Origin of the sequence: Youhaiella tibetensis (assembly GCF_008000755.1) — a bacterium.
GTDB lineage: Bacteria > Pseudomonadota > Alphaproteobacteria > Rhizobiales > Devosiaceae > Paradevosia > Paradevosia tibetensis.
The window spans coordinates 552034-569174 of record NZ_CP041690.1 but is presented as its reverse complement, the minus strand read 5'-3'; the positions used below and the strand labels follow the sequence as shown (position 1 = coordinate 569174).

The window sequence follows — 17141 nt, the reverse complement described above, 5'->3', positions numbered from 1 at the left end:
AACGAACATAGAACGTGACGTCAATGAAAACAAAGGCTTAGTCGTGTCTGGATCACCCATCAGTGGCGTGAACGTAGCGCATCCGGCGGCGAAAGATGACACAGACGCGGTCATCTGGACAGGACCCTGGGCATATCCATGCCGAAGCGGTCCAATTAGCGTAGAGTTATCAAAAGGTTGCGGGCGGTCCGACAGTCCTGCGCTGTCCTGCCAGTCATGCGACCGTACTGCCCTGTACTGCCGTCCTGCCGGAGGAGGTCCGGAGGAGGGCCCGCCGAACCCCTTGGTTTAACGACACCTGTGCGTCTCCAGAGCTGCCAGCTTGCGAGGCGCCATCGAGGCCTAGGCGCGCCGCGCGCCCCGATGCGGTTAGCACACCTTAAAGGGGTCGCATGCATAATGTCACCGCAGGATGCATCAGATGCGTTTATTCTTGCATCGTTCCTTTAGTTCGTGCATATATAGTATATAGGAGAGAATACCAATGGACCAATTTGACATCGTGCTTGCTCTTGCCAGGACCGCCGCAAGCGGAGACTCCGAGCGCGCCCGCCATCAGATTCAGCGCCTCGTACAGGCATTGGAGAAATCGGCACCGGATCAGGCAGACAGATTGGGACGCCTGCTCACACGCGAGGCGAAGCGCCAGGAAGTTGCTCCAATGGCATTGGAGCAGATGCGGGCCACGGCCGCCCCGTCACCGATACTTCCCGGCGAGAAGCTGGGAAGGGCGACGCCCCTTCCGCATGATCGCGAAACAGCGACGCCGCTCGCCCGGATCGTGTTCCCTGAGGACAATGCCGGACTAGTGCCAGTTCTTGCGCCCGTGCTTGCTGACGCGCTCGATGACCTTGTCGGAGAGTGGGGGCGTACCGAAGAATTGGCTGCGTTGGGCGTGCAGCCGAACATGCGCTGCTTGCTGTATGGCAAGCCTGGTGTGGGTAAGACGATGGTGGCGCGCTACATCGGCGCGAAGCTTGGGCTGCCCATCGTCGAAGCAAGGCTCGACGGCCTGGTGTCGTCATTTCTTGGGACGACGGCCCGGAACATTGGCGCGCTCTTCGATTTCGCGGATCGGTATCGCTGCATTCTTTTCCTGGATGAATTCGATGCGATAGCAAAGGCCCGGGACGACTCGCAGGAAGTTGGTGAGATCAAGCGCGTCGTGAACGCACTTCTTCAGTGTCTTGATGCGAGAGGTCGGCGTGGCTTCACTTTGGCGGCCACGAACCACGAGCATCTTCTTGACCCTGCTGTCTGGCGCCGTTTCGAGGGCCGCATCGAAATACTGCCTCCCGACGCCGAGGCCCGTCATTCCCTGTTGTCGCGCTTCCTGCAGCCACTCGTTTTGGGTGACGCAGAAATGAAGATGCTTGTGTGGATGACCGAAGGGATGAGCGGGGCTGACCTCGAAACACTGATTAGCGGTGGCAAGAGATTCCTCGTCATGCAGGAGGCCGGTGGAAGCAACGGCTCCCGTCGACGTGGGCTTCTGGCAGCGCTTCGCAGGCAGGCCATGTTGAGTGGGCAGCTATTCGGTGAGGAGCGCAGGCGTCTCCTGTTGGGCACGAACGACGATCTTGCTGCCGAACTGGTGACGGAAGCGGGCCTAACGCAGCGTGAGGCCGGACTGCTCGTAGGTATGTCGCAGAGTACGATATCGCGCCGGAGACGGAACGTAGCAAACAACGACGAAGGCAGGGCAAGCGGTGGCTGATCCTCTTACACGTCCGATACAGGTTTTTCTGGACACGCAGCGGCTCATTCAGGTTCAGCCGACGAAACCGCGCGGACCAAAGAAGGACTTCTTTGCTGGAGACAACGCTGGCTTCCAGAAGCATAAGGCGAAGATCGTCAAGGAGATCGAGCAAGCCGGAAAAGAACTGGCTGGAAGGGGCGACCCAGCAGGCTTCGTCATGGTGCAGATGCGAGAGGAAGGGCTTGGCAAGAGTTACCGTCCTCTTGGTGCACTGTTCACCGCCCAGCATCGCTTCGCGCTAATCGGCGGCGCCTCAATCGGCCAGATGTATTTTCAAGCGACACCCGAGGCACTTCAGGAGCTGGCGGCGCTAGTTCAGGCAAAGGCAGAGATTGAGCCGCGCCTAGTAGAGAACGAAGAGACCGGAGAGTTCGAGGAGAGAGTAACCGCTTATCGCAGCGAGGTCGGAGCTATCGAGGAAGTTCGCCTTCCCATAGCGGCCGATCGGCTCGACTTTTCAGCGCGTGACGCCATCTCATGGCTGGAGACGGAGAACGTCATCGGCGGATACGTAGTGGAATTATTCCGTCCGAATGTCGACGTTACGCCCATTGCGGTCACGAGCATGATTAGCAGGTTCCGGGAGCGACTAGAGGAGTTGGGCGGCGTGATAGCCGTTCCCTTTAGCGATAGAAGCGTAGAGTTCTCCAGTCCTGGCCTAACCCTAAGCGTAGACCTTCGTGTGGGTGGACCATCGCAGATCATACTGCCCACTTTGCGGCAGAGTTCTGAAGGTGACGACGGTTCAGAAGTCGATGTTGTTGATTACGGCGACACCGCCCCTGTTCGCGCTCGGATTGGTGTTCCCGACAGAACTGCGACACGCCATCAGCAACTGCTCGATGTCCTGGCATCAGAGGCGCTCGTAAGGCGCATTGAACTCCCGTTGCGCCTCGAAGCGAGTCCCGCAACATCGAATGTGGACGACGCACAGGCGAAGATCCCCGCACCCGTGGGCAGTGAAACCTACCCAGTTGTTGGCGTGGTGGACGCTGGCGTCGCCAACGTTGCCCAACTGTCGCCTTGGCGAGCGGGCGGCTCTGGACCGATTACGCCTGGCGACCGTGACGAAGACCACGGCACGTTTATCGCAGGACTGCTGGCCGGCGGCCCTAGCCTAAATCCGATGCTCGCCGCGAGCTTGGAGGCCGTTCCTTGTCGGCATTTTGACATCACCGTTATGCCCCGCCGCGGTATGCTAAGTCAGTACTACGAGACTCCGGACGAGTTTTTTGACCAGCTCGAGGCCGAAGTTCAGCGAGCAAAATCCGAGAGTGGCGTCCGCATCTTCAACATGAGCTTGGGAGCGCCGGGCATAAGGAAAGGTCTCGGTTATAGCAGCTTTGCGGCAAGCCTCGACCGCATCGCACTTGCGCACGATGTGATCTTTGTCGTCGCCGCAGGAAACTTGCGGGGGCTTGAGGCGAGACCCGAATGGCCGGAAGCGCCGGAAGATGCGCTTACCATGTTAGCGACTCGTGCAATTGCGGAAGAGCGCATAACCGCACCCGGTGAGCACTTATACGGTCTCACGGTGGGAGCACTAAATCCTGAAGGCGTTTTTGGTGTAACGCCGGATGTGCCGACTGCCTACTCTCGCAGAGGCCCCGGTCCAGGAGGTGCACGAAAGCCAGAATTGGCGCATTACGGCGGTTCTTTATCGCGTTCTGGGAACACCAGTGGTCTCTACTCAATCACGCCGACAGGCGCGATCACGGATGGTAGCGGCACTAGTTATGCAACACCGCTGACCACTGCCAGCCTGGCGACCTTGGACCATCGCCTTGAGGGACGCGCCGCGCGAGAAACACTGCTTGCGCTTAGCGTCCACAAGGCACAAAGGCCCAAAATCCTGAAGGCAAAACCTTTACGCGCCGTGGCGCGTGACTTTGTGGGCTTCGGCGTGCCTGTGCAGGCCGAACGGGCGTTGAGCGACGATCCGCATAGCATCACCCTGGTATTCTCCGACATTCTTCCGCCACGCCGCGAACTGTCGTTCGTCTTCACCTGGCCCCGGTCGCTTACGTCATCGACTGGAAAATGCCGTGGCAGAGTCGATGTCACACTTGCCCATACACCGCCCATCGATGCCGCCTTCGACGCGGAGTGTCAGCGTGTGCAGTTGCAGGCCCAACTCTACCAACTGGAAGAGAAGATCAACGCCAAGGGCGAGATCATTATCGATCCGCAACCGATGCTCAATCACTGTGACAGCCAGTTGCCCGAGCATCTGGAATACACGGAGCGCTACCTGCTGGAGAGCGGCCTGAAATGGACCCCGATAAAGCGCTACGAGAAAAACATGCCTCGTGGCTGCGGATCAGCGAGTGAGTGGCGCCTTTCGCTGAAGGCACTAACGCGAGCTGGCGCCATATTCCCTCAGGCGGGAGTCCGCTTTTCGCTCCTTATGACCATCTCGGACCCGAGTGCTGCCGCGCCCGTCTATGAAGAGGTGCGGGCAGAAATACTTCGCCGTGGCCTCCGGCTCGCCGACATCACCGTCGCACAGCGCGTGCGTTCTCGCGGCGCATAGTAATGGGTCGGGGCAGTGTTCCTGCTTGCGGGTGGTGCCAGTGCGTGTCACTGCTGGGGGATGCAACGGGGGTGCGCAGCGCCCCCTTGCCAAGAGTGCATCTGTAAGACAGCACACATCTTGCGCGCACCGCAGGTTTTCTCTTTTTCCGTGTTCTGCCGCGGTTCATGCCTCTGTTTTGCACCTTTCCGGTTCCGCCACTGGCGCTTCAGCCTTCTAGTTCACGCTGGCAATTACCCGTCGTTGGTGTCCGACAATTCTCGGAAGGCGAGCCTGCGCAAGGGATGGAAGCTCAGAGTTCGGAGACAGGTTCAAGCTTGGCTCCGTTCACGACAGCCCGGTCGGCGTAGCCGATGTGCACTGACTTCCTGCGCAGCGCAGCCAGGAGTATCGTGCCTGTTGGGGGAGGCGGCCATGGCCCTTGTCACTTACATACTCGGAGACTGCCCAGGCTGTGGTGGGAAGAACACCTTCGGCAATATCGACGTGTACAACACGGTGGTTTCGCTCGGTTGCGGCAGGTGCTCGTACAAGGAAAGGCGCCCACTCCCGCCTGTGAAGAAGCAGGTCCTGTACCTCGACCAGTTCTTCTTCAGCCACGCGGTGCGCGGGAACGAGCCGAACTTTGTCGCGGCGGCAGAACTCATTCGGAAGCTTTGCTCATGGCAGCTGCTGGTGGTGCCATATTCCAGCGTGCACGAGGACGAGACGCACCAGTGGAAGGACAGCAAGGAGCTGTTCGACTTCATCAAGGCCACGTCGCGCGGCTATGAGTTTTCACCGGCGTATGACGTGGAGCAGAACCAGCTTCACGAGGCCTTCGCCGCTTACCGCAAGGGCGAAGGCACTACATTTAAGGTTTCGCGCGATCAGGCCTTCAGGGACAAGCTGGACGTCTGGGACGGATACCTGCGGATAGAGGTAGGCCGGTACATAGGGGACATCGACCTGATCAGATCCCTCAAGGCGAAGGCCATCGAGGGTCTTGTCGACCTCTTTCCAGGCTGGCGTACCAGCACCAGTACATTCGACCAGAATGTAGCGCTGGAGCACGGCGCCGCCGCCAAGGGCTACATCGACGCCTACCGCACATATCTTGGCCGCATCGGGGCGGGCGACTGGATGGCGATCGTGGACTCACCCATCATATCGCAGGTCGTGCAGAACCTGATGGGCCACTTCGGGAAGGATGTGACGCCACCCGACGCCCTGGAGCAGGTGATGAAGTTCCTCTACTCGGCGCACTTCGCGGCCACGCCGTATCACGACATTCAGGCGCGGATGTATGCGACGCTAAAGGCCATGGTCAAAGGCGGCGCATATGCGAACCGCGAGAAGAGCATCCAGCGTCTGTCCGGCTTCTACTACGACGTGAAACACATCAGCACCTACGCACCTTACTGCGACGCATTCCTGATGGACGCGCCAATGGCTGAGATCGCCGACCAGGTCGGCCTCGAACAGCGTTATGGCGTGAGAATCTTCAGCCGGACCAATTGGGACGCATTCATTGCGTGGCTGGAGGGCCTGACTGCCGGCATGACCGAGGAGCACAAGGAAGCGCTGTTGTTGGCGTATCCGCGGATGAAGCTGCCCGCGTGAAACGCCCGCCGGTTCCCCGGCGGGCGGATGCTTCAGTCAGCGGTCGCTTCGTCGCCGGCATCGACCGGCACCAGGAACAGGACGCCGTTCCGGTTCACGAGGTCCGTAGGGATCAGATCCAGCGCGAGGATCGCGCCTTTCTTGTCGCCCTTCCGTGCCCATGCCGCGCCGATTTCTTTGGGGCGGGCCAGCACGTCCTTGCCGTCGGCATCTCTGCCGGTGATGCGGGAGAAGGTGAGGCGGTAGAGCGGTTTTTCGATTGCGTTGGTCATTAGAAGTCTCCTTGTTGCGGCTGGACCATCCGGCCGATACGCGCTCCCAGGTGGGCTGCATCAGGCTGGCGGTCATGGACAACACGGGAGGCTGCAACGCAGCCGAATGGAGCGGGCAGTCCATTGACCGGCAGCCGCAGCCCACTAGGTGTGCTCGTAGTCGGCTGAATGTCTCTCGCAAGCAACGCGAGACAGCGTGACGAAAGCTATCCCGCGATGCGGACATGAACAGCAATAGCTGCTAGCCATTTGTGGTGGGCCCAGTTTTGCGGAGCGAGAGTCGGAAGCGCCGAACATGACGACGTACAGTTCAACGAAGTTCAGCATGCGAGAGGAGATCGAGCGACGCGATGAAAAGGTCGCCGCGCTACGGGCAGCTGATAGCTACAACCAAGACTTGGCAGACTTGCTAGAGGCCCTAAGAGTAGGGCAGTCGGAGCCATTGAAGAACGTTGGTTTCCCGGACGCGGAAGCGTTCCTTCTTGAACTCGCAGAGTTTGCCCTGGTTGAACCACACGAAATCGGCCACTCCATCCTAAGCGTCGGCACGGTTATTCAGAATTTGAACGTGACCTTCGGCAAGCTCAGCCCGAGTGGGCTGGCTACAGCGCGCTGGGTGCTTCGCGACATCGAAAGAGGGTTGTGCCCGAGACCTTATAGTCGAGAGGGCAGAATTTTCTGGCATAAGAACCAAATCCTTATGTACTCTCAATTCGGTTACTATGCGGAGGATGCTTATTCCGGGAAATTATTCTCGAATAGACTAGACGATAATCTGACACTAAATTTAAGACGATACTTTCTATCCCAGGCTCTGCATGCGGCGCCCCGGGACGTGCTGCGAAAAATCGAACCAGCAATAAAAGAGCTGGAGCGAGCGGTGCGAGAGCATATGCCAGCCGAGCAATTGGCAGGCATCATCGTGAGTCCAGAGGACGAAGCTGAAGTCCCGATAGCTGCGCGGCGCTGGGTGATGCGAACCAAGGAAGAGCGCCGTGGCAAAGGGTTTCTAAGCGCGTCCGCATTCATACGCCAAGAATGGTCAGACGCTCTGGCGACTGGGCGTCTGACCGAGGACATTATTGACCTGCACGATCCCGAGTTGATCGGAGCCTACAAGAAGTGGATCGGCGAACATCCAGTGGATCGTGTCAAGGATTTGCTGCCTGGAATGTCGCCGCTGGAGCGCCGGGTTCGCTCGATTGGCCCTGATACGCCGTGGGACGAGATCGTGAAAATTGCACAGGCTGTGGTTAAACATGACCATCGCCGACGGTCTGGGAAACCCAGCCCGAAGACAAAATGAACCACCAATATTATCACTGACAATTTGCCGTGCTACTGAATCTCCACGTCGAGTGGAGATCAGCATGTCTTGTTCGCCTTACCTCTACCTGATAGCCGCCGCGGCGGCAGAGGAACTCGGCTATAGCCGCGAGCAATTCGATACATTGGTCGCTGTCGGCCTCGTCCGCGGACCAGCTGCCGCTTGCACCGTGTCGCCAACCTTAGGCGCGTTCGCGGCCAAGTACCGGTCGGATGAGCAGTTTCGCCGAGAAGTGCACTGGTGGGTCGGCCACCCAACCTCAAAGATCAGGTAGTCGAAATTTGACCGCATCACGATAACAGTGCTACCTTGTTGTTCACGTTTTGTTCAACAACAAGGAAGGACGCAAACAGGGAATAGAGGAATGGACAAGCAAGCCGGTCGCGACCATCGCGATGCCACTGTCGGGTCGGCCCACCTAGAATTCGCGTGCCAGCTTGGGACGATCGATGCACCGTCGAAAGCCTTCGGACTGGACCTGACGGTCTACCTCAACGAGATCGAGGAATTTCCTCTCTCTGAAGAACAAAAGCTCAACTTCCTCTTTGTCGTCACCGCTATGATGGAATTCTGCGTACGCCACGGCGTTGACGTCGGAATTTGCGGACAACTTCTTGAAGCTTTCACCGAAGCATCGACCCCGAATCCTGCGGGGCTACAATTGCTTCCACAACAACACGAAGGCGGGATCGGTCCTTCGGAAGGAGGACAGAGTGAGTGACGAAGCCGAGTGCCTTGAGTGCGTGATATACTGCCGTGTTTCACACGTGAGGCAAAAGACCGAAGGTCAGGGACTCGTGGGGCAGGAGACGCGATGCCGCGAGTACGCAGCGTCGCTTGGACTGACGGTTGTCGCCGTCTTCTCGGACGACATGACTGGCAAGGTTGCCGGCCGGCAGGGCATGGATGAAATGCTCGCCTTCCTGAAGAAGAATAAGCGGCGACACCTCACGGTGGTGTGGGACGCTGTTTCGAGGCTGGCCCGCAACCGCGAGGTATATTGGCTTCTGCGCCGAGCGATAACGGAGCTGGGCTGCAAGATCGCTTCACCGGGCATGCAGTACGGCAATGATGCCGCCTCGGATTTCAGGGAAGGTATCCAGGTCGAGTTTTCGCAATATGAGAGCAGGGAGAATGCAGAGCGCACGGTCAATCGTATGAAGGCGCGCTTGCAGAACGGCTACGCAGTTTTCGCGGCTCCTGCGGGCTACAGGTACCGACCGATGCCAGGCGAGGGGAAGATGCTGGAGCGCGTGGAGCCCGCCGCCAGCATCGTCCGCGAGGCCCTGCAGGGCTACGCCGATGGTCGCTTTGAGACGCAGGCCGACGTCATGCGCTTTCTGCAGGACAACCCACTATTCCCGAAAGATGCGACCGGAGTCGTGCGGCATAGTCGCGTGAGCCAGATGCTCGCAAACTGTCTCTATGCTGGATACGTGGAATCGCCGAAGTGGAAGATCCCTCAGACGAAGGGGCGGCACGATGCGCTGATCAGCTTCGAGACCTTCACCCGGATTCAGGCCCGTATGAGCGGAGCCACGTACACTCCGCGACGCAGAAATCTCGATGAAGATTTTCCGCTTCGTGGCTTCGTGCTGTGCGCTGACTGTGGGACGCCGCTGACGGCCTGCTGGACCAAGGGAGCGGACAGGCGCCACCCGTACTATCTTTGCCCTAAGCGAGGCTGTGACAGCTACGGCAAGTCCATTCGTAGGCAGAGGATCGAAGGCGACTTTGAGACATTGCTGAAGTCGGTGACGCCTCACGCTGCCGTGTTCCGCGTTGCGCGTCGCATCTTCAAGGACCTGTGGGACCTTCGCATCGCAAGCACCGAAACCGAAGCGGAGTCGCTTCGGAAGGAGATGAAGGCTATCGACCAGGAGGTTGCGAGGACGCTCGACAAGATTCTCGTCGTGAGTCTGCCTGCGGTGATCAAAGCCTTTGAAGATCAGGTCGAGGAGCTGCAGGCGAAACGTCGGCTGATAGCCGAGAAGCTTCAGAATGTCGGCCGTCCTAAGCTAAGTTTCGAGGAGACACTTAGAACGGCGCTCGACTTTATCTCAAACCCTTGGATTCTCTGGAGTTCTGGTCGGCTGGAGGACCGCAGAATGGTGATGAAACTCGTTTTTGGGGATCGCCCGAAATATCACCGAAAAGATGGTGTTAGAACGCCCACCTTGTCCTTGCCGTTCAAGGTTTTAGGCAACGTTCTAAGTGTGGGAAATGGTGTCTCAGGAGAAATGGCGCGCCCGAAGAGATTCGAACTCCTGACCCCCAGATTCGTAGTCTGGTGCTCTATCCAGCTGAGCTACGGGCGCGCAGGCCGTTTTCACGGCAGATCACGGCGGGCAATTGCGCTTCGCCGTGAAAGCGGGGCAACCCATACATGGGGTCTTTTCGGTTTGCAAGCGCCCTTCGTCACGAAAATGACAAGGCGGAGGATTGGCGCCCGGGGCAGCCGGCGGGGAAATCAGGAAAGCCGGGCGGTTGCGGGCAGGATGATGTCGAAACGCGCGCCCTGCGGCTGATCGACGAAGAGGAGTTTTCCACCGTGGGCTTCCACAAGCTCGCGCGCGATGGCCAGGCCAAGGCCCGTGCCGCCGGCGCGGGCCGAGCCCTCGAAGGCGATGAAGAGATTCTCCTTGGCGCGCGGCGGCAGGCCGGGACCATTGTCGGCAACGGTAAAGATCAGCTCGTCCGGCGCCTCCGAGAAGGTCACTGTGATCTCGGGGGGATGGCTCGCGCCCGTATTGGCCTCCAGCGCCTGCCGGGCGTTCTTGAGCAGGTTCACCAGCACACGGCCGAGCTGGTCGGCATCGGCGTTGATCACGAGGCCGTCCGGAATGCCGTTGGAGAATCGCACGTCCGGATGCCCCATCAGGCCGGCTTCTATGCCCGATTCCTCGACGAGGAGACGCATGTCCACGGGGCCCGGCTTGGGCGGGGTGGCGCTCTGGCGGCCATAGTCGAGCACGGACTGGGCAAAGCCGATGGCCTTGTCGAGCGTGGTCACCAGGCGCGGCGCCAGGCGCTGCACCTTGGGGTCGTCGAGCGTAGCCACCTGGTCGGAGAGCAGTTGCGCCGAAGTCAGGGTGTTGCGCAGGTCATGGTTGATCTTGGCCACCGCGAGCCCGAGATCGGCGAGGTGGCGGCGCTGGCGCAGCATGGTGAAGAGGTCGGTCTGCATCGCGGCCAGCTCGCGCTCGGCGATGCCGACCTCGTCCTTGCGCGGCTCGGGCGCGATGATGAGGTTGGCGTTTTCCGGCGCCTGCCGGTAGGCCACCATGTTGGCGGTGATGCGTCGGATGGGCGCGATGAAGGTGCGGCTGACGAAGACGTAGAGCGCAATGGCGGTGATGGCGGCGATGATCAGCGAGAGCAGCGCGATGTTGCGCGAATAGGCCAGCATGCCGAGCCGGAGCGGGGTCTCGGACATGAGGACCTCCACCACGCCATCCGCCGAGCCGTCGCTGTCGCCCACGATGCGCAGGGTTCGCCCGTTGCCGGCGAAGAGCGTGTCGAGCGCCCCCAGGATACGCGTCACGGGATCGTCGAGCCGCATGTCGGCGGTCACGACCTCCTTGGGCATTTCCACCCCTTCCACGCTCAGGAGCTGGCTTTGACCGCCACGGCGATAGACGATCGCCTTGGCGCCGGCCGAGTTGAGCAGACGGTCGGTCAGGGTCTGGGGGAGCGCCATCACGTCGGGCACGGCATCGAGGACGCGCGCCGCCACGATGCCGATGCGCAGCCGGTCGGCCAGCCAGCTATCGCGGTAATTGGCGACAAGAGGCAGGTAGATGACGATGCCGGCCGTCAGGATCACCGCGACGATGATCGTGATGAGCTTGACCGATAGGCCGGAAAAAGGGCCCGGCATTGCGCGGGGTTCGGCTGCCATTTCAATGTATTATGTAGTGCAGCGCGCTTACGGTAACAAGCGCTTGAACGCTGCGCGTCGCCGCAGCCAGGGGCTGGGCTTGTCGTCCTTGATGTAGGCACGGCCCAGCCGGTTGGCGATTTCCGCATAGGTCGGGTACGGCGCGACGAACGTGGCCAGGTCGCGGGCGGAGAGTTTGCCGGCCATGGCCAACGCAAAAAGGGCAATGAGTTCGCCTGCGCCCGGCCCGACGATGCCAGCACCCAGAATGCGGCCATCCGAGGCGATGACAAGCTTGACCAGACCATGGGCACAGCGGTCGGCGCGGGCGCGGTGGCTTTCGGTGAACGAGGCGCGCAGGATGCGGTAGCGCGTCTTGAGCCGCGCCTTGGCGGCTGCCTCGGTCATGCCGACCTCGGCGATCTCGGGGTCGGTAAAGGCCACCAGGGGAATCGCCTCGGGGTGGTAGGCGCCCGGCAGGCCAAAAACGGCGTGATCGACGACCAGCCGCGCCTGCTCGCTGGCCGCGTGGCCGAACTGGCGACCCCCGGCCGCATCTCCAATGGCAAAGACACGCGGATTGCTCGTCCGCAGCGCCGGGGTGAGCTCGAGACGGGTGGCATCGGCCTTGTCGCGGCGGATGCGGGCCTTTTCCAGCCCGAGGCCATCCAGATTGGGCAGGCGCTTGCCGGCCACCAGAATATGGGAAGCGTCGAGCCGATCCTCGCGCTCGCCGGTCCGCACAACCACGCCGATGCCCTGGCTGCGCGCCTGCACGGAGATGCCAGCGTGCTCGATGATGGCCACGCCCTCTTCGCGCAGCCGGCGCAGGGCGAGGTCGGAAAGTTCCGGATCGGCATCCGGCAACGCCGCGGCGGGGGAAAGCACTGTCACGTCCGAGCCGAGGCGCCGATAGGCCTGCGCCAGTTCGAGCGCGGCGTGGCCTTCGCCCACGATCACCAGGTGGCTGAGCTTGCGGGTATTGTCGAAGATGGTTTCGGTGGTGAAAAAGGGAACGTCGGCCAGCCCCGCGATGTCGGGGACGAGGGTGCGGCTGCCGGTGGCGATGAGGAACGTGGTGGCGCGGACGAGGCGCTCGCCGGCCTTGAGGGTGCGGGAATCGAGGAATGCTCCCTCGGCGGCGACGATATCGACACCCAGCGCGGCGAGGCGCTCGGCGGTCGCTTCTGGCGAAAGTCGGGCGACGACCGATTGGACGTGGTCGTGAACCTGCCGGAAGCTCACCTTGGCTTCGGCATCGGCAACGCCGAACGGCGCGGCGGTGCGCATGGCGTGGGCGCGCGCGGCCGAGGCCGACAGCGCCCTGGCGGCAGCGCCGCCCGAATAAAGCCCCTCCCCGCCCAGTGCAGCCCGCTCGATCAGGATGACGCTCGCGCCGCGCGCTCGGGCGGCCTCTGCTGCCGCAAGACCGGCAGTGCCTCCGCCGATGATGCAAAGATCGGGGGTCGCGAAGTCGGCCATGGAAACCTTTTGAAAGAAAAGTCGTGGCGGGGCGTTGGCGGCAGGCTTAGCACAAGGGCGGCGCCCGAGCCATTGGCGGATCCCGAATTTGCCACTGCAAACAAGGCCTCTCCGGCAATGCCCGGGCGCGAGCCCCCTTCCAATGGACCCCGCAAACGCCTATCCAGACACAGGGTGCGAGGCGCTGGCGCCCTCCGGTTGCCGGGGGTCGCGACATGGTGCGGTAAACTGGCGCCAGAATCCGGCGCGCCCCGCGTTGACTTGGCCCGGAGTTTTTCCTATAAGCCCGGCCAACCTGCCGCTACCCGGAGTTTTCCGGGATTGTGGCGTTTTTCTTGCGCACCTGAATATTAGAGGAACCGCGCCCGGCGTGGTCTGACGACATGAAACGTACTTATCAGCCGAGCAAGCTTGTGCGTAAGCGCCGCCACGGCTTCCGCGCCCGCATGGCCACCAAGAATGGCCGCAAGATCCTGAACATGCGCCGCGCCGAAGGCCGCAAGAAGCTGTCGGCCTAAGCATGACCGGGCCGGACACGGCCAAGTCTGAGGCCGGACTCTCCTTGCGCCGGCTCAACAAACGCTCCCAATTTTTACGGGCAGCCCGGGGCAATCGCGCCGGGCGCCGTGCTTTTGCGTTGCAGGCGATCGCCAGCGACGACATGGCGCCGGGCGTGGGGTTCACCGTGACCAAGAAGGTCGGCAACTCCCCCGAGCGCAATCGCATCAAGCGCCGACTTCGAGAAGTTGTTAGAGCCTCCGCTGGTGACTTCCAGCCGCAACACGACTATGTGCTAGTAGGCCGCCGCGAAGCGCTGAGCGAGCCGTTCGGGCAGATGGTCCAGGACCTCTCCGCCCTCCTTATCAAAGTGCATGCCGACAAGGCGCGACCCAACAAGGCCGGTGGCCTTCGGAATTCGAGATAATGTTCGAAAATAATCGCAACGTGATCCTGGCCATCGTCCTGAGCGTGGTTGTCCTCTTCGGGTGGCAATACTTCGTGGCCGGCCCCCAGCTCGAGCGCGCCCAGCGCCAGGCCGAAATCGCCGCCCAGCAGGCCAAGCAGGCCGACCCCGGGCTGGCGCATCCGAATGGCAACGCCGCCAACGCCACGCCGGGCACGACGCCCACGGCAACGGACAACGCAGTGGGCACCACGTTCGCGACGCGTGACGCGGCCATCGCTGCCACGCAGCGCGCCAAGATTGAGACCGCGTCGCTCGAAGGCTCGGTCAACCTCACTGGCGGGCGCCTGGACGACCTGCACCTCAAGAATTACCGCGAGACGGTCGACCCCAACAGCCCGATCATCACGCTCCTCACCCCGGCAGGGGTCGAGCATGCCTATTTCGTCGAGCAGGGCTGGGTTCCCCAGACTGCGGGGAGCGTCAAGGTTCCCGATGCCTCCTCGGTCTGGACCGTGGAAGGCGATGCGGCCACGCTCACCGAGAAGACTCCGCTCACCATCAAGTGGGACAATGGCGAAGGTCTCACCTTCCGCCGCACCTTCGCGGTGGACGAGCGTTATCTCTTTACCGTCACCCAGACCGTGGAGAACCACGGCACGACGCCGGTGACGCTCTTCCCGTTCTCGCGCGTGGCGCGGCACGGCACGCCTAAGGTTCAGAACTTCTTCATCCAGCACGAGGGTCCTTACGGAGTCCTGGGGTCCTACAACCTCATCTCCAAGAAGTACTCGGACATGCAGCACGAGCAGCAGATCGACGCTTCGGCGACCGGTGGCTGGCTCGGCTTCGGTGACAAGTACTGGGCGACCGTGGTCATGCCCGATATCACCACGCCCATCAGCGCGCGCTTCTCCTGGACCAACCCGGGGAACCTGGACATCTACCAGACGAGCTTCGTGGACCAGCAGCCCGAGGTCATCGCGCCCGGCGCCACGGCCAGCGACAAGTCGTTCGTGTTCGCCGGCGCCAAGGAAGAGGCGGTCATCGCCAACTACGAATCCACCTACAAGTTCGACCGGCTCGAACTGCTCATCGACTGGGGCTGGTTCCACTTCCTGACCAAGCCGATGTTCTACCTGCTGCGCTTCCTCTACCAGATCATCGGCAATTTCGGCCTGGCGATCCTGGCCGTGACGGTCATCGTCAAGGCGCTGTTCTTCCCGCTGGCCAACCGCTCCTACGCCTCGATGGCGGCGATGCGGCGCGTGCAGCCGGAGATGAAGGCGATCCAGGAGCGCTTCAAGGACGATCGCGTGCAGCAGCAGCAGGCGATGATGGAGCTCTACAAGAAAGAGAAGATCAACCCGCTCTCGGGCTGCTGGCCGATCCTGATCCAGATCCCGGTCTTCTTCTCGCTCTATACGGTTATCTTCATCTCGCTCGAGATGCGCCATGCCCCGTTCTTCGGCTGGATTCGCGACCTCTCGGCGCCCGACCCCACCAATATCTTCACCCTGTTCGGCCTCATCCCATGGGACCCGACCGCGCTGCCGCTCCTGGGCTCGTTCCTGCACCTGGGCATCTGGCCGGTCATCATGGGCATCACCATGTGGGTGCAGATGAAGCTCAACCCGCCGCCGCCCGATCCGACGCAGGCGATGATCTTCAACTGGATGCCGGTGATCTTCACCTTCATGCTCGGCACGTTCCCGGCGGGCCTGGTGATCTACTGGGCGTGGAACAACACGCTCTCGGTCACCCAGCAATGGTTCATCATGAAGCGCCATGGCGCCGAGGTGAACCTGCTCGGCAACATCATGTCGACGTTCAAGCGCAAGCCCGCCAACGAGAAGAGTTGAGGCCGAATTGGCTGAGCTCTCCGACTTCCCACCGGAAACCATCGAGACCGGGCGACTGCTGTTCGCCCGGCCTTTCACTTTCGTCAAAGGCGCGGTGCGCATCGCCGACCTGCCGGAGATGGATCGCGTCGAGATCGCCTTTGCGGGTCGCTCGAACGTGGGCAAGTCTTCCCTGATCAACGCGCTTGCCGGCACCTCGGCGCTGGCCCGGACGTCCAACACGCCGGGTCGCACGCAGGAACTCAACATCTTCGAATCGACCGACAAGCCGCTACGTATCGTGGATATGCCCGGCTACGGTTTCGCCCAGGCGCCCAAGGACAAGGTCGCTGCCTGGACGCGGCTGATCCACGCCTATCTCACCGGGCGCGCCACGCTGCGGCGCGTCTATGTGCTGGTCGATTCCCGTCACGGCCCCAAGGCCCACGACCTCACCGTCATGAACGAGCTTGACCGCGCCGCGGTGAGCTATCAGGTTGTGCTGACCAAGGCGGACAAGCTTACCGCCCGGGAGCTCGAGAAGAACATCGCCGCCACCAAGGCCGCGATCGCCAAGCGCCCCGCCGCGCACCCCGAGCTCATCATCACCTCGTCCCAGAAGGGCGACGGTATCCAGCTCCTGCGCACCGAGATCGCAGCGCTCCTGGAAAGCTAGGCGCCCGCAACGAGCGCCACCCCTCCCCGATCTCCTTCCCCCGCTGACTGACCAGAGGGCTGGAAAGCCGTGCTATAGCGCGGCTCAGCCGCCCTCGCCGTTTTCCACCTCGATCATCAGGGCACCAAGGGAGAGTTCCATGCCCAAATACATCCTTACCGGCGCTCCGGGCGCCGGCAAGACCGTGCTCATCCGCGCCCTCGAATGGCAAGGGCACGACGTGGTCAACGAAGCGGCGACCGATCTCATCGCCCTCGATCAGGCCCAGGGAATCGCCGAACCCTGGACGGAGCAGGACTTCACCGCCAGGATCGCGCGGCTGCAGCGCCAGCGGCTTGCGCGCGCCGGCGGGGACACGCAGTTCCATGATCGGTCGGCCATTTGCACGCTGGCACTGGCGCGCTGGCTTGGGCACCCGGTCTCGGTGGCGCTAGCGGAGGCGGTCGAAGAGGCCAGGGCGCAGTTCGAGCCTCTGGTGTTCTTTCCGCGCCTCCTCGGCTTCATAACCCACACAGAGGCACGGCGCATCAGCCTGGAGGAGGCGCGCGCCTTCGAAGCCATGCACGAGGCGGTCTATCGCGAGCAGGGGTTCGAGCTCTTCTATCTGGAACCCGAAAGCATCGAGAGCCGGCTGCAGAGCCTCCTCGGCCGGATTGGTTCGGCCTAGGGTCTTGCCTTTGCCCCAATCCTCTTCCATATAGGCCATCGGGAGGTTGGCGCGGACGTGTTCCTCGCCAACCGGGTCAGGTCCGGAAGGAAGCAGCCCCAACGAGACCTTCACGGGTCGTTGCCAGCCTCCTACTCATGCCCCATAGTCGGCTAAGGCCACTGGCAATTTCCCCTGGATTACGGTTTAACGGCTGGG

General features: G+C 61.7%; 13 protein-coding genes, 1 tRNA gene, 1 other RNA gene and 1 pseudogene. 12 read left to right on the top strand and 4 right to left on the bottom strand.

All coding sequences use genetic code 11. The features are described 5' to 3' along the window. The first annotated feature begins 484 nt into the window (after positions 1–484). The 3 genes from FNA67_RS02830 to FNA67_RS02820 all read left to right on the top strand — a co-directional run bounded on the left by FNA67_RS02830 (position 485) and on the right by FNA67_RS02820 (position 5894). Positions 485–1717, top strand: coding sequence for an AAA family ATPase (locus FNA67_RS02830; RefSeq protein WP_147654987.1), 1233 nt, complete (start codon positions 485–487; stop codon positions 1715–1717). Then, positions 1710–4292, top strand: coding sequence for a S8 family peptidase (locus FNA67_RS02825; protein ID WP_147654986.1), 2583 nt, complete (start codon positions 1710–1712; stop codon positions 4290–4292). The genes FNA67_RS02830 and FNA67_RS02825 overlap by 8 nt, the downstream gene beginning before the upstream one ends. A gap of 414 nt (positions 4293–4706) precedes the next feature. Beyond that, entirely contained in the window at positions 4707–5894 is a 1188-nt protein-coding gene (locus FNA67_RS02820; protein ID WP_147654985.1) for a hypothetical protein, read from the top strand. Between the two features lie 32 nt (positions 5895–5926). On the opposite strand, the gene FNA67_RS02815 is transcribed toward FNA67_RS02820, so the two are convergent. Beyond that, positions 5927–6166, bottom strand: a complete 240-nt coding sequence (locus FNA67_RS02815; protein WP_147654984.1) for a hypothetical protein — start codon at positions 6164–6166, stop codon at positions 5927–5929. Between the two features lie 295 nt (positions 6167–6461). Between FNA67_RS02815 and FNA67_RS02810 the strand changes: the two genes are divergently transcribed. From FNA67_RS02810 to FNA67_RS22445, 3 genes and pseudogenes are all read left to right on the top strand, one after another. After that, on the top strand, positions 6462–7472 hold the full coding sequence (locus FNA67_RS02810; RefSeq protein ID WP_147654983.1) for a hypothetical protein: 1011 nt from the start codon (positions 6462–6464) through the stop codon (positions 7470–7472). Positions 7473–7857: 385 nt separating this feature from the next. After that, positions 7858–8214 carry a hypothetical protein gene (locus FNA67_RS22195; RefSeq protein WP_244616447.1) on the top strand — a complete coding sequence of 119 codons (357 nt, stop codon included), beginning with the start codon at positions 7858–7860 and terminating at the stop codon, positions 8212–8214. Next, a pseudogene (locus FNA67_RS22445) lies at positions 8207–9223 on the top strand (recombinase family protein); the annotation flags it as partial. The gene FNA67_RS22195 and the pseudogene FNA67_RS22445, both read left to right, overlap by 8 nt. Positions 9224–9734: 511 nt before the next feature. Here FNA67_RS22445 and FNA67_RS02795 read toward each other — a convergent pair. The 3 genes from FNA67_RS02795 to FNA67_RS02785 form a co-directional block, all read right to left on the bottom strand. After that, positions 9735–9811, bottom strand: a tRNA-Arg gene (locus tag FNA67_RS02795). A gap of 152 nt (positions 9812–9963) precedes the next feature. Continuing rightward, positions 9964–11373 (bottom strand): sensor histidine kinase, encoded by a 1410-nt coding sequence (locus FNA67_RS02790; protein ID WP_170267190.1) that lies wholly within the window; start codon positions 11371–11373, stop codon positions 9964–9966. Between the two features lie 48 nt (positions 11374–11421). Next, entirely contained in the window at positions 11422–12855 is a 1434-nt protein-coding gene (locus FNA67_RS02785; protein ID WP_147654981.1) for a dihydrolipoyl dehydrogenase family protein, read from the bottom strand. Between the two features lie 383 nt (positions 12856–13238). Here FNA67_RS02785 and rpmH point away from each other — a divergent pair, with 383 nt between their 5' ends. The 6 genes from rpmH to ffs all read left to right on the top strand — a co-directional run bounded on the left by rpmH (position 13239) and on the right by ffs (position 17079). Next, on the top strand, positions 13239–13373 hold the full coding sequence (rpmH, locus tag FNA67_RS02780) for a 50S ribosomal protein L34 (protein WP_049707629.1): 135 nt from the start codon (positions 13239–13241) through the stop codon (positions 13371–13373). Positions 13374–13375: 2 nt separating this feature from the next. After that, positions 13376–13780, top strand: a complete 405-nt coding sequence (gene rnpA, locus FNA67_RS02775; RefSeq protein ID WP_082202375.1) for a ribonuclease P protein component — start codon at positions 13376–13378, stop codon at positions 13778–13780. Further along, entirely contained in the window at positions 13780–15621 is a 1842-nt protein-coding gene (yidC, locus tag FNA67_RS02770; RefSeq protein ID WP_049707628.1) for a membrane protein insertase YidC, read from the top strand. Before rnpA ends, yidC begins: the two co-directional genes overlap by 1 nt. 7 nt (positions 15622–15628) lie before the next feature. After that, positions 15629–16276 carry a ribosome biogenesis GTP-binding protein YihA/YsxC gene (yihA, locus tag FNA67_RS02765; protein WP_049707627.1) on the top strand — a complete coding sequence of 216 codons (648 nt, stop codon included), beginning with the start codon at positions 15629–15631 and terminating at the stop codon, positions 16274–16276. Positions 16277–16415: 139 nt separating this feature from the next. After that, positions 16416–16943 carry an AAA family ATPase gene (locus tag FNA67_RS02760; protein ID WP_147654980.1) on the top strand — a complete coding sequence of 176 codons (528 nt, stop codon included), beginning with the start codon at positions 16416–16418 and terminating at the stop codon, positions 16941–16943. A gap of 40 nt (positions 16944–16983) precedes the next feature. Next, positions 16984–17079: signal recognition particle sRNA small type (gene ffs / locus FNA67_RS02755), an RNA gene on the top strand. Positions 17080–17141: the final 62 nt, after the last annotated feature.

What these genes read in the sequence shown, in the direction of transcription:
- FNA67_RS02760 (WP_147654980.1), top strand. Translation starts at nt 16,416, where the DNA reads ATGCCCAAATACATCCTTACCGGCGCTCCGGGCGCCGGCAAGACCGTG.
- FNA67_RS02790 (WP_170267190.1), bottom strand. Translation starts at nt 11,373, where the DNA reads ATGCCGGGCCCTTTTTCCGGCCTATCGGTCAAGCTCATCACGATCATC.
- rnpA (WP_082202375.1), top strand. Translation starts at nt 13,376, where the DNA reads ATGACCGGGCCGGACACGGCCAAGTCTGAGGCCGGACTCTCCTTGCGC.
- FNA67_RS02785 (WP_147654981.1), bottom strand. Translation starts at nt 12,855, where the DNA reads ATGGCCGACTTCGCGACCCCCGATCTTTGCATCATCGGCGGAGGCACT.
- FNA67_RS02830 (WP_147654987.1), top strand. Translation starts at nt 485, where the DNA reads ATGGACCAATTTGACATCGTGCTTGCTCTTGCCAGGACCGCCGCAAGC.
- rpmH (WP_049707629.1), top strand. Translation starts at nt 13,239, where the DNA reads ATGAAACGTACTTATCAGCCGAGCAAGCTTGTGCGTAAGCGCCGCCAC.
- yidC (WP_049707628.1), top strand. Translation starts at nt 13,780, where the DNA reads ATGTTCGAAAATAATCGCAACGTGATCCTGGCCATCGTCCTGAGCGTG.
- FNA67_RS02815 (WP_147654984.1), bottom strand. Translation starts at nt 6,166, where the DNA reads ATGACCAACGCAATCGAAAAACCGCTCTACCGCCTCACCTTCTCCCGC.
- FNA67_RS22195 (WP_244616447.1), top strand. Translation starts at nt 7,858, where the DNA reads ATGGACAAGCAAGCCGGTCGCGACCATCGCGATGCCACTGTCGGGTCG.
- FNA67_RS02820 (WP_147654985.1), top strand. Translation starts at nt 4,707, where the DNA reads ATGGCCCTTGTCACTTACATACTCGGAGACTGCCCAGGCTGTGGTGGG.
- FNA67_RS02810 (WP_147654983.1), top strand. Translation starts at nt 6,462, where the DNA reads ATGACGACGTACAGTTCAACGAAGTTCAGCATGCGAGAGGAGATCGAG.